Here is a 19,157-nt window from a genome sequence, read left to right as displayed (position 1 = left end):
AACGCTGGCTCGATAACTCGATAAACAGCCCATCAGACTTCCGAATCCCAGATCACCGTGGCTGTCCCGACATAGTCGCCGGCCTCGCCGGGGCGGACCATGAGATCCATGTAAATGGGGTCAATTTCGAAGTGCAGAACACCGGGGGCCCGGTCCACATAGAAAGCGGGTTGAAACTGTGGCGGGTTCAAATTTGCCGGGATTAATTGCAGTCGCTTGACTGGTTGCCCGGTTAGGTCCGTCAAGCCGTCAGGCAGGCTGACTCTGATATTCACATTTGCGTTGCGTCCCGTAAGACGATCTCTAATCTGACAACCCTGAAACCCGACAACGTTGCACTGCAGGATCATTTTGAACCGCGAAGACGCCGAGATATTGAAGGTCTGGTCCCGGAACAGCCGCACCGGTTTGCGCCCGTTTTGCAGCCAGTTTTGCCAGCCACCCTCCGGGACCAGTTCGACCTTGTTGCCGCCGGGAGGAATGTCGACTTTGAGGGTGTGCTGTACGTCGAGATTGAAGTTCAAGGTCAACGTCGAACTGCTCGGCAGCATGACGTCCCCCATATCAAAATCGCCGCCAGGGCCGACGGTGTAGGTCAGTGCCCCAACGTACTGTCCCGTTTTCATTCCCAAAGGGTTCGGGGTTTCAAGTTCGTAGGCAAAGTCCAGGTACTCGAAGCGCAGCCACGGCACATCGAACTTTGCCTGTTTTGCGCATTCGCCCTGCGAGGGTGTTTTCCAGAAGAATTTGTAAGATATGTTTGTGAGGAGACCTACCCCGCTGTAAACGCATGGTGCGGGCGCGTAAACCCAGCTCGCCCCCCATAAAAGACCGTGGGCAAGTGTGTAGTTATCAGCGCCCCCCACCAGCTGCATTACGTCCTGAGTCACGTACCTGGACCCGATGCCGGCAATCCGGACCCTTACCGTCTCCGGTTCGTGGGTACTTTCGTGGTAGACCGTGAGGTCCCGCCATTGCGAGGGCACTGTGAGCATGGCGCCACTACGTGGGGAAGAATGATTGGCAGCAATAGGCGCTCGGGAATTGAACTCGATCGGGACCTGCAAACTGAACATCTGGTTACTGGCGCACTCCTCCGGAAAGGTTGCACAGTAACCACTGGGCGGCGTTGTATTTTCAAATTTGTTTTGATGAGGTTGCGCAGAGTCAGGCTTGAATCGAGCGGTGATGGACACCGACTCCGCCTCCGCTGATTGTTGAACGCCGACAATCAAAAAACTGACGATCGAAAGCGCAAGAAACTTGCCGTACCGCCTTTTATGAGTCATGGGTTTATAGTCCGAAAGTTAATATCAGTGTGCGGCATCAGCCCGCTGTTTCAGGCGCAAACGTTGCGTCCGCCAAGGTGTCCGGGCTGCAGCGCAGGTCACCGATCATCAGCACGTCGTTTTCACTGCGGTACTTGCCGGTATCGAGGCGGAACTGGCACAGCAACTGATCGGCGTAACGCACTTGCAGAGTCGGCGAGCCGGCGTTCATTTCCATGGAGAAGAACCCGTCGACTTCACTCACCCCGCGGCTGGCGTGGTTGATCACGTGATGCCCCTTGAGCGGCCGACCTTGTGGGTCAAGCAGGCGACCGAGCACGGTCAGGGTTTTCATCACGCGCACCTTGCGGTACTCCACCCCGCCCTTGTTCAGGTGGTAACGGGTGCGCGCCGGCTCGATGGTCGCCGCCGGAACGTGATTGCCTTCGAAATCGAAGCTCACCGAGCTGTTTTTGTAGGCGGTGATGGGGATGAAATTGCGCCCCGGTCGCAAGGCGGCGCTGCCGCCGCTGAGGTCGTCGGCGCGCAAGGCGATGCCGTCGATATCGGATTCGACATCGACGATCATCCCGGCGCCCCGCCCCTGAGGCTGGCTGGTCATCACCATCTGCTGGGCGCCGATGGCAACCGTGCTGTCCAGGTTCAGGCCACCGGTAAAGTTGCCGTTGTAGGACGAGCGCTGCACAAACCCGTCGCCCCGCATCGTGTCGGTACTGAAGTTCGCCAGGCTCGACACGCCGACGCCATAGGTGTCGGTGAGTGCCGTTACCGAAACGCTCTGCAATATGTGGTCCTGCAGGTCTTTGCGGTAACCCAGGGAGGCGTTGTTGTCACGGCTGCCATCGCGCGCCGTGCGCGAACCGATGCTGCCGGATATTTGTTGCCCCGGCGCCCCCAGCGCGACGTTGACGCTCAGGTCGACGCCGCGATTACGATCATTGCCGCTGCTGTAGCTACCGGGACGATCGAACAGCGACAGGCGCCAACTGGCATCGCTGCCAAACAGCTCGCCGCGCTGCGTCCATCCCAGGTCCACGCCAACGCCTTCGACATTGCCTTCGCTGTGGGACACCCGCGCGTTGACCGAGCTTTTGCGACTGATGCGGTGGCTCAGCGCCAGGGATGAATTGCTGGTCTGGCCGGTGAACACATTTTGTTGGCGCACCCGGGTACCGTCGGGCAGGGTGTCATAGGTGTAAGTGGTGTCGAGCCAGCTGCGGTTATGGCTGACCACCAGGCTGCCAGAGCCATAGTTGTACAAGCCTTGCAGATCGACCCCGGTGCCGTGGTCTTCGGTCTGATACACGTTGGCGTAAACGCTGAGGCTGTTGGCCAGGGTCCAGTCGATGGAGCTGCCGTATTGCAGTTTCTCGCGTACCTGACGCAACGACAGTCCGAGAATGGCCCTGGGGTGCAGCAGGTAGTTGATTGACGCGCCCGCCGCGGCATCACCACTGGCCTGTTGATCCCAGTTGCTGAACAGCTTGCGTTCCTGCCCGGCAAACAGGTTGTAGCGCCAGCGCTCATCGAAGTTGCGCCAGTTGTTCGGCTTGTACACCAGCTCCTGGGTCGTCGAGGTGATTTGACCGTCTTCGATCAGGCGTACTTCCACTTCGTAAATGCCACCGGGCAACGGCCGGGTGTCGAGGGTTTGCAAGCCGGCCGGCACCGATTGGGTATTGATCAGCAAACCGTCGCGGAAAATTTCCACCGAGGCCTGCCGGTTGGCAGTGACATAGATCGGATAGACGCTCGGTTTCGGGGTGTCGATCGCCAGGCTGTCGGAACTGCCGAACATCATGCCCATCGCAGTATCGGGGCTGGTGCCGAAAGTGCGCGGCTGGCGGGTCAGGCCTTCGGAATTGGGCGTGAAGAAGCCCAGGCGAAAAAAGCTGCCTTGCAATTCACGCTGGGTATGGAGTTCATGTATGGCGTGATAAAGCTTGTCATCGGGCCCACCGAGACGGGCCAGCTGCATGTTGAATGTCTGGCTCCAATTGCCCAGGCTGCCATTGGCTTCCAGGCCAAAACGGCCGCCCAGATCCTGTTCCTGCCCACCATTGAGGTTGAGCTGATTGCGCACGATCAAGCCACTGCTGCCACCCTCGGGCTGGTCGTAGTAGCGCTTGGCTTCGGTGTCGCGTTCGGCGTTTTCAGTACCGATGGACACCAATGAATTTTGCAGGTTGTAGTGGATCGCCTGCAGTTGTTCCGGACACGCACCCGTGCAGGCGCCAAGGGCCACGCCCGACTTCAGGTAAGTTGCCCAGGCATCACGTTCGACGGCACCAATGTTACTGTCACTGGTGTCGGTGAATTCAAGTAAGGTAATGCGATCATCGCGAGACAATATAATCATCGCCTCGCCCAGTGGCTGTTGATCAAGTTCAACCCGAACCGCTAACGGAACATCAAAGAAGTGTTCTTCGAAGTCCGCCGGCAAACCTTTGGCCTGAGACAACAAACTTCTCGGCGTATTAGCAACAGTGGCGGGCGCTGCAAATGCACTACTACAAAGCAGCAACGCAAGCGCAGCCGCGATGGGCGTCATCGGGAACATGAACACGTACTCTAATTACCAATAGATTAAAGCCCGGCCGGTAAAAAAACATTTACCGACCGGCTGCGTTACTTGGACAAGTAAGCGTTTGCTGTCACGTCAGACACTCATGGAGTGATGATAGGAAGAACGGCATCGAAACTCATGGCAACAGTGCCGGTGTAGTCCGCAGCAGGATGGTTGGTACCCACCGCGCTGATGTTGAGCGCCGCGCGATAGTTCGCATCGGACTCTTGTTCACCGACGACCAACTGCGGCGTAGTGGTGAGCGTAACGCCATTGAACGCAACGGTAAGAGGAATCGTGTTGGCGCCGCCGTAGAGCATTGGCGTACTTTCCACGCTGGCGTGAACCGAACCATTATTGTTGCGTACATCGAAGTAACCGACCAAAGGCGTCAGGGTATTGGAGCCTGTGCGCGGGCTCATGTCCTGATCCTTGTTGACCAGATCCGGATCGACAGGTGTCACGTAGAAACCGTTTTCCGGCACGGTGGCGATCAGACTGATGGAGTGTCGCGCTTCCCCGGCGGCAAAAGCCATGGAGGAACTCAGCGCCAGAATGGCCAGTGGAGCAGTCATCGCAATTTTCTTGAACATCATCTAATACCTGTCTTTTTATCTAAGGATTGGCTCATTGAAGTCAGAACACCTGTGATCGGCCACATAACCGTCCAGAGGTTTTGTTGAACTTTCAATGCCGGGAGATCATCAAGCAATCTCTCCTGAAAGTAAGCAGGCAACTTCTGATGAGCGTGTAGCCAAATGAACATGACGGCAGCGTGAAAAAACCCGAAATATTGAAATAATCAAACAGTGACTGTAAGAGACGGACTACAAATCATGCAAAACACGACCTGATTTACTTGTCCAACACCGTGCAACTTCCGTAAGACAAGTACCACACGCCCTGAAATTAAAGGTTAATGTCCACGTATTAGAGAGTTAACACTAATTCTCTGTAATTAACAGGTATATGAATGTGAATTCCTTTGTGTTTTTTCCCTCGTCCAATGGTTTTTTTCGTCCCGGCACAGAGGCGCCGTTGGTCTGAAGCGCTTGCTCTGGCCTTAAGATATATCTTACGTTGTATCTAAACATGACGAGAGAACGCAAAAATGAGAGACCATCATTCCCCCCACCGCGAACACGGCGAAGGCCGCGACGGCTTCGAGAAACGCCCAGGACCCGGCCGCGAACGTGGCGGGCGCGGCCCACGGGTATTCGCCCCCGGCGACCTGAAATTGCTGCTGCTGGCACTGATCGCCGAGCAGCCGTGCCACGGCTATGACCTGATCCGCCAGATCGAAAGCATGTTCGACGGCGCCTACAGCCCCAGCCCCGGTGTGATCTACCCGACTCTGACCTTCCTTGAAGAAAGCGAAATGATCCTGGGCGATGCCGAAGGCGGAAAAAAACGCTACAGCATCACCGACGCCGGACGTCTGTCATTAAGCGAGCAGGCGATTGCCCTGGACGGCGTGCGCATGCGTATCGAAGTCAGCAAGCGCTCATTGCGCGGCCATGACCGCCCCGCCGAAATTCACGAAGCGGTGCACAACCTGCGCCATGCCTTGCAAATGCACCATGGCCGCTGGAGCCCGGAAGAAATCCTGCGGGTACGCGATCTACTCAATAACACCGCCAAGGCCATCGTCGATGGCCCCGCTGTTCAACCTGTTCAGGAGAAAGCCGAATGACTGACGTGATCCTGCAATCCCCATCCCAATCCATTCACCGCGTCATGCATGAGCTCAAACGCCGTCGCCTGAAAGTGTTGCGAGTGGTCGACCTGACGCCGCGTATGCGCAGGATTACGCTGGGTGGCCCTGAGCTGGCAGGCTTCATCAGCCTCGGGACGGACGACCATGTAAAACTGCTGTTCCCGCAAAATGCCGAGCAAGAGGCAGCGCTGGAAAACCTGGTGCTGGGCGCCGGCAAAGACAACGGCCCGTTGCCCGAAATGCGCGACTACACCCCGCGCCGCTACGACCTCGACACCCTGGAACTGGACATCGACTTCGTGCTGCACGGCGACGGCCCTGCCTCGACCTGGGCCGAGCAGGCCAAACCTGGCCAGTTCTTGCAAATCGGCGGGCCACGGGGCTCGATGATCGTGCCGGACATCTTCGACAGCTATTTGCTGATCGGCGACGAAACCGCCCTGCCCGCCATCGCCCGCCGGCTCGAAGGCCTGGCGGCCAACCGGCGTGCGCTGGTGATCGTGGAAGTGGAGAACGGCGCCGAACAACAACGCCTGGAAAGCGCCGCCCAGGTCGATGTGATCTGGGTGCTGCGTGAGGGAGGCAAAAACAACCTGCTGACCACCGTGCAACAGATCAAGGTGCCCGATGGCAATCTGTATGCGTGGGTGGCGACTGAGTCCAAAGTGTCGCGGCAGATCCGTCGGGTATTGCTCGATGAGCACGGGCTGGATGAGCAATTCGTCAAAGCGGTCGGCTACTGGCGACTGGATGACAGTGACGAGGAATAACCGCCTCTCTCTCGGGCCCCTTCGCGAGCAAGCCCGCTCCCACACTGAATCGAGTCGCATACAAAAAATGTGTCCAGCGGAGATCAAATGTGGGAGCGGGCTTGCTCGCGAAAGCGATTTCAGTCTCGCTACCGGTCCGAGCCTGTGCCAAGTCGCCCCTGCCACCGATCCAGCCCGACCACCAACAACGCAATCACCACAAACCCCGCCAACAATCCCCCTGCATTCACAAACACCTGTGGATAACCCAGCTTGTCCACATCAATGAACGGATACGGATAAACCGCCAGCAGATGCCCGCGCCATAACGCATAGCCGAAGTACACCAGCGGATAGATCACCCACAGCGCAATGTGCCGCAGCCGCAACGTGCCTTTGGGCACACAGAACCACCAATAAACCAGAAACAGCAGCGGCATGACGTCATGCATCAGCTCATCGGCCAGCCATTGCCAGCCTTCTGGATGCCATAAATGGCGCAACAACAGGCTGTACGCCACACCGACCACGGCGATGCTCACCGCAATCCCAGTGCTCACCCATGGCTGCAAAAACCAGCGTCGCGCAGCGGATTCGCGGGACGTCAGTTCACAGGTCAGCACCACCGCCACCAGCGTGTTTGTCAGCACGGTGAAGAAACTGAAAAAACTCACCAGCCCACCCAGCAGACTGGCCGCGATACTCCAGCGGGCATAGAGAATCAGGTACATCTGAATGCTCAAGCCCGCCCAGCCCAGAATTGCCGCCACGGCAACACAACGACGCCTCGCGGTCGAGGGTATGACCATGCTCAGACCGGGCGCTTGGTGCGCATCAGCTTCACGTACAGGCGTTCGACCTTCTCCCGCGCCCACGGGGTTTTGCGCAGGAACGTCAGGCTCGACTTGATGCTCGGGTCGCTCTTGAAGCAGCGGATATCGATACGCTCGGCCAGCCCCGACCATTCGTAGTGTTCAACCAGGGCGTTGAGGATCTGTTCCAGCGTCACGCCATGCAGGGGGTTGGTGTTCTGTTCGGTCATGCCGGGCCTTCGAGCGATGAAAGGATGGGAAGCCGCGCACCTTAGCGGAGGCTTTCGCCCGGTGGAAGGGCTCCGGACAGAGGCATTCGTCAGATGCTGAATTAACTGTAGGCGAGTTGGCCATCATCTGAGGGGCAAACGTCAGGAGATACTGCCAGGGCTCAGTAATAACGACGCGGGTCCGAATCGATCAGACTGGCCAGCTTGGTCAGGGCAAACCTCAATTCGTCCTGGCTGGTGGGCGACATCAACACCAATCGCACGCAGCGGGTAATGCCGCTACGTTCGGCCTGGAACTGGGTGCCACTGAGGACCAACACACCGTTGGCACGGGCCAGCATGGTGAATTCGTCACTGGTCCAGGGTTCGGGCAACGTCAACCAGACGTGGTAGGAATACGGCTGGGTCTTGAGCTCGAAATTGGCGAAGATTTCCTGAGCAATCGCCTGCCGCCCGGCGGCTTCGTTGCGCTGAATACGGATCAGCTTTTTATCCAACCCCTGCATGATCACATTACTGGCCAACTGAGCGGTCAATGGCGACGGCATCCAGACGCTGCTGCGTACCATGGAGGTCAGGCGCGACAGCAGTTTCGGCGGGCTATAGAGATAGCCAATCCGCAAGGCCGGCATGACCGACTTGGACAGACTGGTCAGGTACACCGAACGATCCGGGGCAAACGCCGACAGTGGTTTGATCGACGGGTCTGTGGCCAGAAAACCGTAGATGTCATCGTCCAGAATGATGAAGTCGAACTCCTCGGCCAACGCCGCGATTTGCGCCCGACGTTTTTGCGACATGATTGCGGCCGTCGGGTTCTGACAGGTCGCCACGCAGACCAGCATCGCCGGTTTCTCACGCTGGCACAGTTCGCGTAACGCTTCGGGAATGATCCCTTCATCGTCCATTGGCACGCCACGCAGACGTCGTTCCAGCCCATGGGCAAGGGAAATGATGCCGGGGTAGCACAGCGCCTCGCAGAGCACCAGATCACCGGCGTTGGTCAGCGCACTCATCGCGACCATCAAACCATGCTGTGCGCCGGCGGTGATCACCACTTGCTGCCATTGTGCATCGGGCAACGAATGGCGCAGCCATTGCGCGCCCGCCTCGCGATGAGCCGGATGACCGCCATCGGGTGCGTAATCGAGGGCATGGGCAAAATCCGTGCTTTTGGCCATGTCCACCAATGCGCCGCGCAACCAGTACTCCAGGGTTTCGCTGTAAGGCTTGATGATCGAAAGATCCAGTAATTCAGACTGTCCAAGATTCAGCGAGACGGCACTGTTGCTGGCCGGCAATTCCAACTGCTTCTGGTTGAGTACATAAGTGCCACGCCCCACTTCCCCCTGCACCAGACGCCGCCGATGGGCTTCGCTATAGGCACGGCTGATGGTACCGGGCGTGACATTCAGCGTGGTGGCCAGCTCCCGCAGAGTCGGCAGACGATCACCTTCGTTCAGCACGCCGTTGCTGATATCGCGCGCCAACGCGTCGGCAATCGACAAATACATCGGCTGGCTGAACTCGCTTAGCTGAGGAACCCACATGAATGATCACTACCCATCGTAGAAATGATGAATATCCGAGCATATCACATGGTGGTTAGGCAACTAATAAATGGACTCAATCAATAAATTGAGTCGATTGATTCGGCGATTGAATCGAAAATCATCTTTCATGAAAAATATTTTTAAACAACAATAATTACTTAAAAATCAATTGCCTATCTGGAAAAAATCTGACAAATACACCTTGATAGCAAAAAAACATCTCGTAACAACCTTCTCACCTATTGAATCAACTCAATTCATTCAAATACACTCATCTCGAATCGAAGCAATCGACTCAATCTCAATTCTGAATCACCGCGTGCCCGCCACGCCAAGTCGAGACATCATGGACACACTCAGAAAGGATCTATCCCTGTCAGCGGTCATTGCAGGCTTCATCGCCGTGATCATTTCCTATGCCGGCCCGCTGATCATCGTGTTTCAGGCGGCCCGGGAGGCACACCTGCCCAATGATCAGGTGTCGTCCTGGATCTGGGCGATTTCCATCGGCAGCGGCATTACCGGTCTGTTATTGAGCTGGCGTTTGCGAGTTCCGGTGATTACGGCTTGGTCGACACCAGGCGCGGCGTTGCTGGTGTCGATGCTGCCCACGGTCTCCCTGCCCGAGGCCATCGGCGCCTATGTGGCGGCTTCGGTGATTATCGCGGTGGTCGGCCTGTCCGGTGCGTTCGACAAACTGATGAGTCGCCTGCCAAAAGCCATCGCCGCCGCCATGCTCGCCGGCATCCTGTTTCGTTTCGGCGCCGAACTCTTCACCTCGATCAAGCTGCAGCCGAGCCTGGTGCTGTCAATGATCGCGGCGTACCTGATCTTCAAACGCTTTTCACCGCGCTACGCCATCCTGTCGGTATTGATTGTCGGCTGCGCCGTGGCCGCCTCGTTCGGTGAACTCAACACAGGTTCGATCACCATCGATGTCGCCCACCCGATCTTTATCGCCCCGCAGTGGAGCTGGCACGCGATCATCAATATCGGCCTGCCGCTGGCCCTCGTCACCCTGACCGGGCAGTACGTGCCGGGCATGGCGGTGTTGCGCACCTCGGGCTACAACACCCCCGCGCGTTCGATCATTTCGGTCACGGCCATCGGTTCCATCTTGATGGCGCCATTCGGCTCCCATGGCTTTAACCTCGCGGCCATCACCGCCGCTATCTGCACCGGCCGCGAAGCCCATGAAGATCGCGACAAGCGTTACATCGCCGGGATCGCCTGCGGGGTGTTCTACATTCTGATGGGCACCTTCGGCGCGACCCTGGCTTCGGTGTTTTCTGCCTTGCCCAAAGAGCTGATCGCCTCGCTCGCCGGCCTGGCCCTGTTCGGGGCGATCAGCGCCGGGCTGACCGGTGCCATGGCTGACGAGAAACAACGTGAAGCGGCGCTGATCACCTTCCTGGTCACCGCCTCGGGCATGAGTTTCCTGGGGCTGGCCGCTGCATTCTGGGGGCTGATCTTCGGGCTCGTGGCACATTTCGTACTGACCTACACCCGGGAAAGCAAAGCCAGCACCGTCGCCGAGGGCAGCCGACCATGACCGCCCGTTACGACTTCATCGTAGTCGGCGGCGGGATTGCCGGGGTATCCGCCGCCTATGAACTGGCGGCTCACGGCAGCGTGTGCCTGCTTGAACGCGAATCGCAACTGGCCTATCACACCACCGGGCGTTCGGCGGCGATTTCCATGGAAAGCTACGGCAACCAGCAGATCCGCTCGCTGACTTGTGCCTCCCGGAGCTTTTTCGAGAATCCGCCCGAGGGGCTCGCCGAACATCCATTGTGGGCACCACGGGGCGCGTTGATCGTGGCCCAGGCGGCACGTGTGGATAAGTTGGCCGCCCGTTTCACCGCGGTTCTCGGACAGGTGCCAACCGCGCAGTTCCTCGACGAGAAACAAGTCCTTGAGCTGGTGCCTTACTTGGCAGAGGGCGCGTGGAGCGCAGGGATTTTCGAACCCAGCGCCTTCGATCTGGATGTACACGGCATTCATGGTGCCTATCTTGGCGGCCTGCGCGCTCGCGGCGGTGTGGTCAAACGTGAGACCGAAGTGCTGCGAGGCCAGTACCGTGCCGGTCACTGGGCTTTGCACACCCAGGATGGCCAGCACCTGGAGACCGCAATTGTGGTCAACGCCGCCGGCGCCTGGGCCGATGAATTGGCCGAGCGCTGCGGTTTGCCCAAGGTAGGTGTGCGGCCACTGCGCCGCACGGTGCTGGCGGTCGATCCGCAATGCGACGTGCACCGCACGCCATACCTGGGAACGGTCGACGAAGACATTTTCATCAAGCCGGAGGCCGGACGCCTGATCGTCTCGCCTTGCGATGAAAGCCCGTCGTTGCCTTGCGATGCCCTGCCGGATGAGCTTGACCTGGCCATCACCATGGATCGCCTGCAAAGCACCACGCGGCTGCGCCCTCGCTCGATCATCAACAAATGGGCAGGCCTGCGCACCTTTGTTGCCGACCGTTCGCCGGTACTGGGCCAGGACCCGTTGCAGGACAGTTTCATCTGGCTTGCCGCACTGGGCGGCTACGGCATTCAGGCCGCACCGGCCATTGCCCGGTTGTGCAGCCACGCCGCACTGGGCAGCGCGATGCCGTCCGACCTGGCGGCCCTGCACCTCAACTACCAGCACTTTTCCCCGGCGCGTTGCCGCGACGAGGAATTCTCGGCCCTGGCCGTGCGACAGGTTGCCGATTTGCACTAACCCCCCAACCCACTAACAAGGATCGTCATCATGCAGACCAACGCTCAACTCCAGCCCTTGGCCAAGCCTTTCCTGGGCGAAGAAAACGTCATCTTCACCGACAAGGCCCCGCTACCCCTGGGTACTTACTCCCAAGGCATCAAGGTCAGTCACGGGCAGACCATCTACCTGTCGGCACAGACCCCGGTCTCGGCGTTGAACAACGAAGTGCTGGCTCAGGATTTCGAAGGGCAACTGCGTCAGACCCTGGACAATCTGGCGCAGATGGCCGAAGCCGCGGGCGGCACCCTGGCGAACGTGGTCAAGGTCACTGCGTTCATCACGGACCTGAGCGAGTTCCCGACCCTGAACCGGGTCATGGAAGAGTATTTCACCCAGCCTTATCCAGCCCGCACCACCGCCGGCGCCAGCGCCTTGGCGCGCAATACCCTGGTCGCCATCGACGCCATCATGGTGGTCTGAAAAAGCCTTCAGACAGCGAAGTACCCGTCGGTCCGGCGCATCGGAGTGATCCGTGGTTCTGCGCTGAACCGACGTTGTCAGGGAAGCGTACTTTCAAGGGTTGGCCATGAAGAAGTCTTACAGAGAGTATGTGTTGCAGTGCCTGGCTTGCGAACGCCGCTACCAGCCACATGAAGTCAGCTATTACTGCCCCCATTGCAAAATCGATGGCGCTCTCGATGCGCTCTACGATTACCCGACACTGGCGCGCGAATGGTCAAGGGACAGCCTGGCTCACGACCACGCCCGGGGAATGTGGCGTTATGACCGGCTGATGCCGCTGAACTCCACGCAATTCATTCCGCCATTACTGGTGGGTAACACGCCGTTGTATTCACGCCCCGAACTGCTCGGCACAGGTGCGCCGATCAAGGTCTTCATCAAGGATGAATCCCGGCAGCCTACCGGCTCATTGAAGGATCGCGCCAGTGCCCTGGCGGTAGCCCACGCGATGCAAACCGGTGCGCGTACCGTCGCCGTCGCCAGCACTGGTAATGCCGCCTCGGCGCTGGCCGGAATGAGCGCGAGCCTGGGTCTGCGCAACGTGATTTACCTGCCCAAAAGTGCTCCCCGCGAGAAACTCGCACAAATGCTGGGCTACGGCGCCGAGATCGTACTGGTCGACGGGCAATACGACGAAGCGTTCGAACAATGCTTCGACGCCTGCGAAACCCACGGCTGGTACAACCGCACCACCGGCATCAATTCGTACATGAGCGAAGGCAAGAAAACCGTGGCTTTCGAGATGTGCGAACAGCTCGCCTGGCAAGTCCCCGACCTGGTGTTTGTCCCTGTCGGCAATGGCTGCATCCTGGGTTCGGTGTACAAAGGCTTCTTCGATCTGCTGCAACTGGGCTGGATTGAACGCATGCCACGGCTGATCGGCGTACAGGCACAAAACAGCAATTTCATGTATCGGGCCTGGTGCAGCGACCAGCCGATGCAACAGACCGAACGCATTGCTCCCACCAGCCTCGCCAGCAGCATCAACGTGGCCCTGCCGCGCGATCGTCTCAAGGCCTTGCGCGCGGTAACGGCCAGCGAGGGCGAGTTCATCTGTGTCAGTGACCCGAGCATTGTCGCAGCGGCATCGAAACTGGCCGCCAGCACCGGTGTTTTCCCCGAAGCCGGGGCCGCCAGCGCCTTCGCCGGTCTGCTCAAGTACGCCGAAGAACACCCCGACACGCCGCAGACCGCCGTGGTGCTTATCACGGGCAGCGGCCTGAAAGACACGTCCATTTTTCTTTCCGACACCAGCAAAAGCCAGTCACGGGCATTGCCGCATCACGCGCCAGCTCCCTTGGCCGAAGCACTTATTTAAAGGAAGACTCCATGAGCCTGCAGAATTTAGACCCCACCCTCGCTCGCCTGATCGGCCGCGAACGCAACCGCCAGGAAACCCACCTGGAGCTGATCGCCTCGGAAAACTACGTCAGCGAAGAAGTGTTGGAAGCCCAAGGTTCGGTGCTGACCAATAAGTACGCCGAAGGCTACCCGGGCAAGCGCTATTACGGCGGCTGCAAGGTGGTCGACGAGATCGAAAGCCTCGCCATCGAACGCGCCTGCAAACTGTTTGGTAGCGAATATGCCAACGTCCAGCCGCACTCCGGTTCCCAGGCCAATCAGGCCGTGTTTCTCGCTGTGCTCAACCCTGGCGACACGATTCTGGGAATGTCCCTGGCCGATGGCGGCCACTTGACCCACGGCGCCTCGGTAAACTTCTCCGGCAAGTTCTACAACGCGTACTCTTACGGCCTGGAAAAACACAGCGAAACCCTTGACTACGCCGAGATGGAAGCCCTGGCCCGGGAACACCGGCCGAAAATGATCATCGCCGGTGCCTCGGCGTATTCCAGGACCATCGACTTCCAGCGTTTTCGCAAAATATGCGATGAAATCGGGGCATACCTGATGGTCGACATGGCGCACTACGCCGGACTCATCGCCGCCGGCCTGTACCCCTCGCCGGTCGGCATTGCCGACTTCGTCACCTCGACCACTCATAAAACGCTGCGCGGCCCACGGGGCGGTCTGATTCTGGCTAAACGCGAACATGCGGCGTTGCTCGACAAGACGATATTCCCGGTCTATCAGGGTGGACCTCTGATGCACGTCATCGCCGCCAAGGCCGTAGCGTTCAACGAAGCCCTCGGTGATGAGTTCAAGCACTATCAGCAACGCGTCATCGACAACGCCAGGACGATGGCGAACATCCTTACTCGACGGGGCGTGCGGGTGGTGTCAGGTGGCACCGATTGCCACATGTTCCTGCTCGATCTGCGCACGAAGAACATCACCGGAAAAGATGCCGAGGCGTTGCTCGAGAGCGCCCACATCACCTTGAACAAGAACGCGATCCCCGACGATCCGCAAAAACCTGCGATCACCAGCGGCATTCGCATTGGCACACCAGCCCTGACCACGCGTGGCTTTGGCGAAGCCGAATGTGCCGAAGTGGCCAACCTGATTGCCGACCTGCTTGAGCAACCGACCAATGCGGCGCTACTGGACAATGTCCGTCGACGGGTGATGCATTTGTGTGAGTGTTTCCCGGTCTATCTGTTGAATTAACGGCAGTGAAACATAAGGGGGCGGACGCTTGAGTCCGCCTTTTTTTTGGCACCACCTGGCACTCCGGCGACCGGTCGCAGCCGACTGTTACGGAATCCGAAAGGATCCATGTCAGTAAAAGCCCTTTCTCAATGTGTTACAGAACATTATCCTTACGCCCGTCCAGCTGAAACGCTTCTCCCCCTGCTGCATTCCCGCTGCGTTCAGTTCACCCCCTTTAGAAAAAGACCAAGAATTTCTTCTCTATGCCTGATTTTCAAACTCCGCGAGACAGCGCTGTCTTATCCCCTGTGGCCAATCGAAAAGCCCTCAACCTGATTGGCGGATTCACCGCGTTGGGCCTCGCCACCTGCATCCAGGCTGCGCCGGCCTTCGATAGCGATTCGCCGTGGATGCTCGGTGACTGGAACGGCACGCGCACCGAACTTTCGGAAAAGGGCTACGACTTCAAGGTCGATTACACCGGTGAAATGGGCAGCAACCTGCACGGTGGCTATGACCATGACCGCACCGCTCGCTACAGCGACCAGTTCGGTTTTGGCACTCATCTGGACTTGCAGAAAATTTTGGGCTGGGACGACGCTGAATTTCAGCTGACCATCACCGAGCGCAACGGCAACAACATCAGCAACGACCGGATCAACGATCCGCGGGTCGGCGGTTTCACTTCGGCTCAGGAAGTCTGGGGTCGCGGCCAGACCTGGCGCCTGACGCAGATGTGGTATCAGCAGAAATTCTTCGATCAGAAGCTCGATATCAAAGTCGGCCGCTTCGGCGAGGGCGAAGACTTCAACAGCTTCCCCTGCGACTTCCAGAACCTGGCGTTCTGCGGTTCCCAGGTCGGCAACTGGGTGGGCGACATCTGGTACAACTGGCCGGTCAGCCAGTGGGCGATGCGGGTCAAATATCACCTGACGCCGCAGTTGTACGCGCAGGTCGGGGCTTACGAGCAAAACCCGTCCAACCTGGATCGCGACAACGGCTTCAAACTCAGCGGCAGCGGCACTCAGGGCGCGATCCTGCCGGTGGAACTGGTCTGGACCCCGAAATTCAATGGCCTGCCGGGTGAATACCGTGCCGGTTATTACTACAGCAATGCCAAGGCCACCGATGTCTACAAGGACAGCAACGGCCAGCCAGCAGCCCTCAGCGGCGAGGCTTATCGCAGCGCATCGAGCAAGCATGGCGTGTGGCTGGGCGTGCAGCAGCAGCTGACCAGCCGCGCCAGTGACCACTCACGCGGCCTGAGCGTGTTTGCCAACGGCACGATGCACGACAAAAAGACCAACGCCATCGACAACTATGTCCAGGCCGGCGTCGTCTACAAAGGCTTGTTCGATGCCCGCGCCAAAGACGACATCGGTTTTGCCCTGGCCCGTGTCCACGTCAACCCGGCCTATCGCAAGAACGCCGAGGCCACCAATCAGGCCCGCGCCGTCTTCGACTTCGACGACCCGTCGTTCCTGCCTCCGCAGGACACCGAATACAGCAGCGAGCTCTATTACGGCGTGCACGTCACGAACTGGCTGACCGTGCGCCCGAACCTGCAATACATCCGCCACCCCGGTGGCGTGGACAAGGTCGATGACGCGCTGATTGGCGGGATCAAGATCCAGTCATCGTTCTAACTAACGGCACAAAACCTGTGGGAGCGGGCTTGCTCGCGAAAGCGGTCTATCAGGCAACCAGGAGGTTGAATGTGATGGCCTCTTCGCGAGCAAGCCCGCTCCCACAAGGACCGTATCAACCCAACAGTTTTTCTATGAACCCTGCCCACGCCAGATCGTCATCTACAGTGAACTTGCGCGGGCTTACTTAAAACGTCACGGAGAACCACACTATGAGCGCTGATGGTGCTTTCAGTCGAAGCCGTCTGCTGCCGAGCCTGCTCGGTATCGTGCTTCTGCTAATGGGCCTGGCCTTGCTGGCCGGGGGGATCAAGCTGAGCATGCTCGGCGGCTCGCTGTATTACCTGCTGGCCGGTCTCGGCCTGATGCTGACCGGGGGGCTGCTGCTTGCCGACCGTTATGCGGCGCTAAGCCTGTACGCAGTCGTGCTGTTCGCCAGTACGGTCTGGGCACTGTGGGAAGTCGGCCTGGACTGGTGGCAACTGGTGCCACGTCTGGCGCTGCTCTTTGCCCTCGGTATCGTCATGCTGCTGCCATGGTTCCGTCGCCCGTTGCGTACCGGCGAGTTCAACCCGGTCGGCACCGGCGTGCTGAGCGCTGCCGTGGTCATCGCCGGTATCGCCGCGCTGGCCAGCCTGTTCACCAACCCCGGTGAAATCAAAGGCGAACTGGATCGTGACGCCGTGCCTGGCATGAGCAACACCGCCCCGGCCATGCCCGATGGCGACTGGAACTCCTACGGCCGCAGCGCCCATGGCGATCGCTACTCGCCACTGGCACAGATCACGCCGCAGAACGTCAACAAACTGGTACCCGCCTGGACCTACCGCACCGGCGACCTGCCTGGCCCGAACGACCCGGGCGAAACCACTGCCGAAAACACCCCGCTCAAAGCCAACGGCATGCTCTATGTCTGCACGCCGCACAGCCAGGTGATCGCGCTGGACCCGGACACCGGCAAGGAACTCTGGCGTTTCGATCCGAAGCTCTCCACGCAAAACGCGGCGAACTTCAAGGGTTGGGCACACATGACCTGCCGTGGCGTGACCTATCACGATGACGCCGCCTACGCGTCCGAGCAGAGCCCTACCGGCACTGCCAACGCGCCAGTTGCCAGCGTCTGCCCGCGCCGGATCTTCCTGCCGACCGCCGACACCCGCCTGATCGCCCTGAACGCCGACACCGGCAAAATGTGCGAAGACTTCGGCAACGGTGGCCAGGTTGACCTGACGACCAACATCGGTGAATTCACCGCCGGCGGTTATTACTCCACCTCTCCACCGGCGGTCACCAAAGACCTGGTGGTGATTGGCGGCCACGTGACCGACAACGTTTCCACCGACGAGCCAAGCGGCGTGATCCGCGCGTTCGACGTGCACACCGGCAAACTGGTGTGGAACTGGGACAGCGGCAACCCGGACGACACCACGCCGATTGCCGAAGGCAAGGTCTACACCCGCAACTCGCCGAACATGTGGTCCATCTTCAGCGTCGACGAAAAACTCGGCATGATCTACCTGCCGATGGGCAACCAGACCCCGGATCAGTTCGGTGGCGCACGCACCCCTCAATCGGAACTGCACGCCGCCGGCCTGACCGCGCTGGACATCGCCACCGGCAAGGTACGCTGGCACTTCCAGTTCACCCACCATGACCTGTGGGACATGGACGTCGGTGGCCAGCCAACCCTGATGGACCTGAAAACCGCAGACGGTGTGAAACCGGCGGTGCTCGCGTCCACCAAGCAAGGCAGCATCTACGTGCTGGACCGCAGCAATGGTCAGCCGATCGTGCCAATCAAGGAAATTCCGGTGCCGCAAGGCGCAGTGGAAGGCGACCACACTTCGCCGACCCAACCGATGTCCGACCTGAACTTCGTGCCGCCGACCCTCAAGGAACGCGACATGTGGGGCGTGACCCCGTTCGATCAGATGCTGTGCCGGATCGACTTCAAATCCCTGCGTTACGACGGCATGTTCACCCCGCCGTCGCTGCAAGGCTCGATCGTTTATCCCGGTAACTTCGGTGTGTTCGACTGGGGCGGCATGTCGGTTGACCCGGTGCGTCAGATTGCTTTCGTGAACCCGAGCTACATGGCGTTCAAATCGAAACTGATCCCGGCCGCCGAAATCGCCAAACAAGGCCCTCGCGTCAGCGAAACCGAAGGCGTGCAGCCCAACAAAGGCGCGCCTTACGGGGTGATCCTCGAAGCCCTGCTGTCGCCAATGGGCTTGCCGTGCCAGGCACCGGCCTGGGGTTACGTGGCGGCGGTCGACTTGACCACCAACAAAACCATCTGGATGCACAAGAACGGCACCGTGCGCGACAGCTCGCCGGTTCCAATTCCTCTGAGCATGGGCGTACCGAGCCTGGGCGGGGCCTTCACCACTGCCAGTGGCGTGGCCTTCCTGAGCGGCACCCTCGACCAGTACCTGCGCGCCTACGACGTGAAAAACGGCAAGCAACTGTGGGAAGGCCGCCTGCCAGCAGGCGCGCAAACCACACCGATGACCTACACCGGCAAAGACGGCAAGCAATACGTGCTCGTTGTTGCTGGCGGTCACGGATCGCTGGGCACCAAACAGGGTGACTATGTGATTGCGTACAAACTGTCGGAATAAGCGGTAGCGGCGGTTAAAGGAAAGGCGACGCCTGTGAGGGGGTCGCCTTTTTTGTGGGCGCTGTAATACCCGCGATATCCAAAATCCCCTGTAGGAGCGAGGCTTGCCCGCGAAGACGGCCTGATATTCAACATTAATGTCGCCTGACACGCCGCCATCGCGAGCAGGCTCGCTCCCACAATTGAACCGTGTGCATCTG

Annotated in this window: 15 protein-coding genes; 9 read left to right on the top strand and 6 right to left on the bottom strand. The window is 59.2% G+C overall.

Annotated features, from left to right (window positions below; translation table 11 throughout):
* Positions 1-32 precede the first annotated feature (32 nt).
* From PMI36_RS14210 to PMI36_RS14220, 3 genes are all read right to left on the bottom strand, one after another.
* Complete coding sequence (locus PMI36_RS14210) at positions 33-1,289, bottom strand: hypothetical protein (protein WP_008072295.1); 1,257 nt, start codon at positions 1,287-1,289, stop codon at positions 33-35.
* A 37-nt stretch (positions 1,290-1,326) separates the two neighbouring features.
* Positions 1,327-3,849 (bottom strand): CS1-pili formation C-terminal domain-containing protein, encoded by a 2,523-nt coding sequence (locus PMI36_RS14215; protein WP_008072294.1) that lies wholly within the window; start codon positions 3,847-3,849, stop codon positions 1,327-1,329.
* A gap of 107 nt (positions 3,850-3,956) precedes the next feature.
* Positions 3,957-4,451, bottom strand: coding sequence for a CS1 type fimbrial major subunit (locus PMI36_RS14220; RefSeq protein WP_008072293.1), 495 nt, complete (start codon positions 4,449-4,451; stop codon positions 3,957-3,959).
* 515 nt (positions 4,452-4,966) lie between these two features.
* On the opposite strand from PMI36_RS14220, the gene PMI36_RS14225 reads away from it, so the two are divergent.
* Together PMI36_RS14225 and PMI36_RS14230 are read left to right on the top strand one after the other, a co-directional pair.
* On the top strand, positions 4,967-5,548 hold the full coding sequence (locus PMI36_RS14225) for a PadR family transcriptional regulator (protein ID WP_008072292.1): 582 nt from the start codon (positions 4,967-4,969) through the stop codon (positions 5,546-5,548).
* Positions 5,545-6,342 (top strand): siderophore-interacting protein, encoded by a 798-nt coding sequence (locus PMI36_RS14230; RefSeq protein WP_008072291.1) that lies wholly within the window; start codon positions 5,545-5,547, stop codon positions 6,340-6,342. The genes PMI36_RS14225 and PMI36_RS14230 overlap by 4 nt, the downstream gene beginning before the upstream one ends.
* A 128-nt stretch (positions 6,343-6,470) precedes the next feature.
* On the opposite strand, the gene PMI36_RS14235 is transcribed toward PMI36_RS14230, so the two are convergent.
* The 3 genes from PMI36_RS14235 to PMI36_RS14245 all read right to left on the bottom strand — a co-directional run bounded on the left by PMI36_RS14235 (position 6,471) and on the right by PMI36_RS14245 (position 8,913).
* Positions 6,471-7,130 carry a Pr6Pr family membrane protein gene (locus PMI36_RS14235; protein ID WP_008072290.1) on the bottom strand — a complete coding sequence of 220 codons (660 nt, stop codon included), beginning with the start codon at positions 7,128-7,130 and terminating at the stop codon, positions 6,471-6,473.
* Between the two features lie 2 nt (positions 7,131-7,132).
* Entirely contained in the window at positions 7,133-7,363 is a 231-nt protein-coding gene (locus tag PMI36_RS14240) for a VF530 family DNA-binding protein (protein WP_007941719.1), read from the bottom strand.
* A gap of 161 nt (positions 7,364-7,524) precedes the next feature.
* Positions 7,525-8,913 (bottom strand): aminotransferase-like domain-containing protein, encoded by a 1,389-nt coding sequence (locus PMI36_RS14245; RefSeq protein ID WP_008072289.1) that lies wholly within the window; start codon positions 8,911-8,913, stop codon positions 7,525-7,527.
* A gap of 349 nt (positions 8,914-9,262) precedes the next feature.
* Between PMI36_RS14245 and PMI36_RS14250 the strand changes: the two genes are divergently transcribed.
* The 7 genes from PMI36_RS14250 (at position 9,263) to PMI36_RS14280 (ending at position 18,958) form a co-directional block, all read left to right on the top strand.
* Complete coding sequence (locus tag PMI36_RS14250) at positions 9,263-10,468, top strand: benzoate/H(+) symporter BenE family transporter (RefSeq protein ID WP_008072288.1); 1,206 nt, start codon at positions 9,263-9,265, stop codon at positions 10,466-10,468.
* Positions 10,465-11,637, top strand: a complete 1,173-nt coding sequence (locus PMI36_RS14255) for an NAD(P)/FAD-dependent oxidoreductase (protein WP_008072287.1) — start codon at positions 10,465-10,467, stop codon at positions 11,635-11,637. Before PMI36_RS14250 ends, PMI36_RS14255 begins: the two co-directional genes overlap by 4 nt.
* Positions 11,638-11,667: 30 nt before the next feature.
* Complete coding sequence (locus PMI36_RS14260) at positions 11,668-12,099, top strand: Rid family detoxifying hydrolase (protein WP_007941724.1); 432 nt, start codon at positions 11,668-11,670, stop codon at positions 12,097-12,099.
* A gap of 106 nt (positions 12,100-12,205) precedes the next feature.
* Positions 12,206-13,459: a threonine synthase gene (gene thrC / locus PMI36_RS14265; RefSeq protein WP_008072286.1), complete on the top strand. Its 1,254-nt coding sequence runs from the start codon at positions 12,206-12,208 to the stop codon at positions 13,457-13,459.
* Between the two features lie 11 nt (positions 13,460-13,470).
* On the top strand, positions 13,471-14,709 hold the full coding sequence (gene glyA / locus PMI36_RS14270) for a serine hydroxymethyltransferase (protein WP_008072285.1): 1,239 nt from the start codon (positions 13,471-13,473) through the stop codon (positions 14,707-14,709).
* Between the two features lie 245 nt (positions 14,710-14,954).
* Positions 14,955-16,337: a carbohydrate porin gene (locus PMI36_RS14275; RefSeq protein WP_008072284.1), complete on the top strand. Its 1,383-nt coding sequence runs from the start codon at positions 14,955-14,957 to the stop codon at positions 16,335-16,337.
* 212 nt (positions 16,338-16,549) lie between these two features.
* Positions 16,550-18,958 (top strand): glucose/quinate/shikimate family membrane-bound PQQ-dependent dehydrogenase, encoded by a 2,409-nt coding sequence (locus tag PMI36_RS14280; RefSeq protein ID WP_008072283.1) that lies wholly within the window; start codon positions 16,550-16,552, stop codon positions 18,956-18,958.
* Positions 18,959-19,157 lie beyond the last annotated feature (199 nt).

This window comes from Pseudomonas sp. GM79, from assembly GCF_000282495.1.
Classification (GTDB): Bacteria; Pseudomonadota; Gammaproteobacteria; order Pseudomonadales; family Pseudomonadaceae; genus Aquipseudomonas.
The sequence above is the reverse complement of the archived record's forward strand: the minus strand, read 5'-3'. Positions and strand labels throughout refer to the sequence as shown.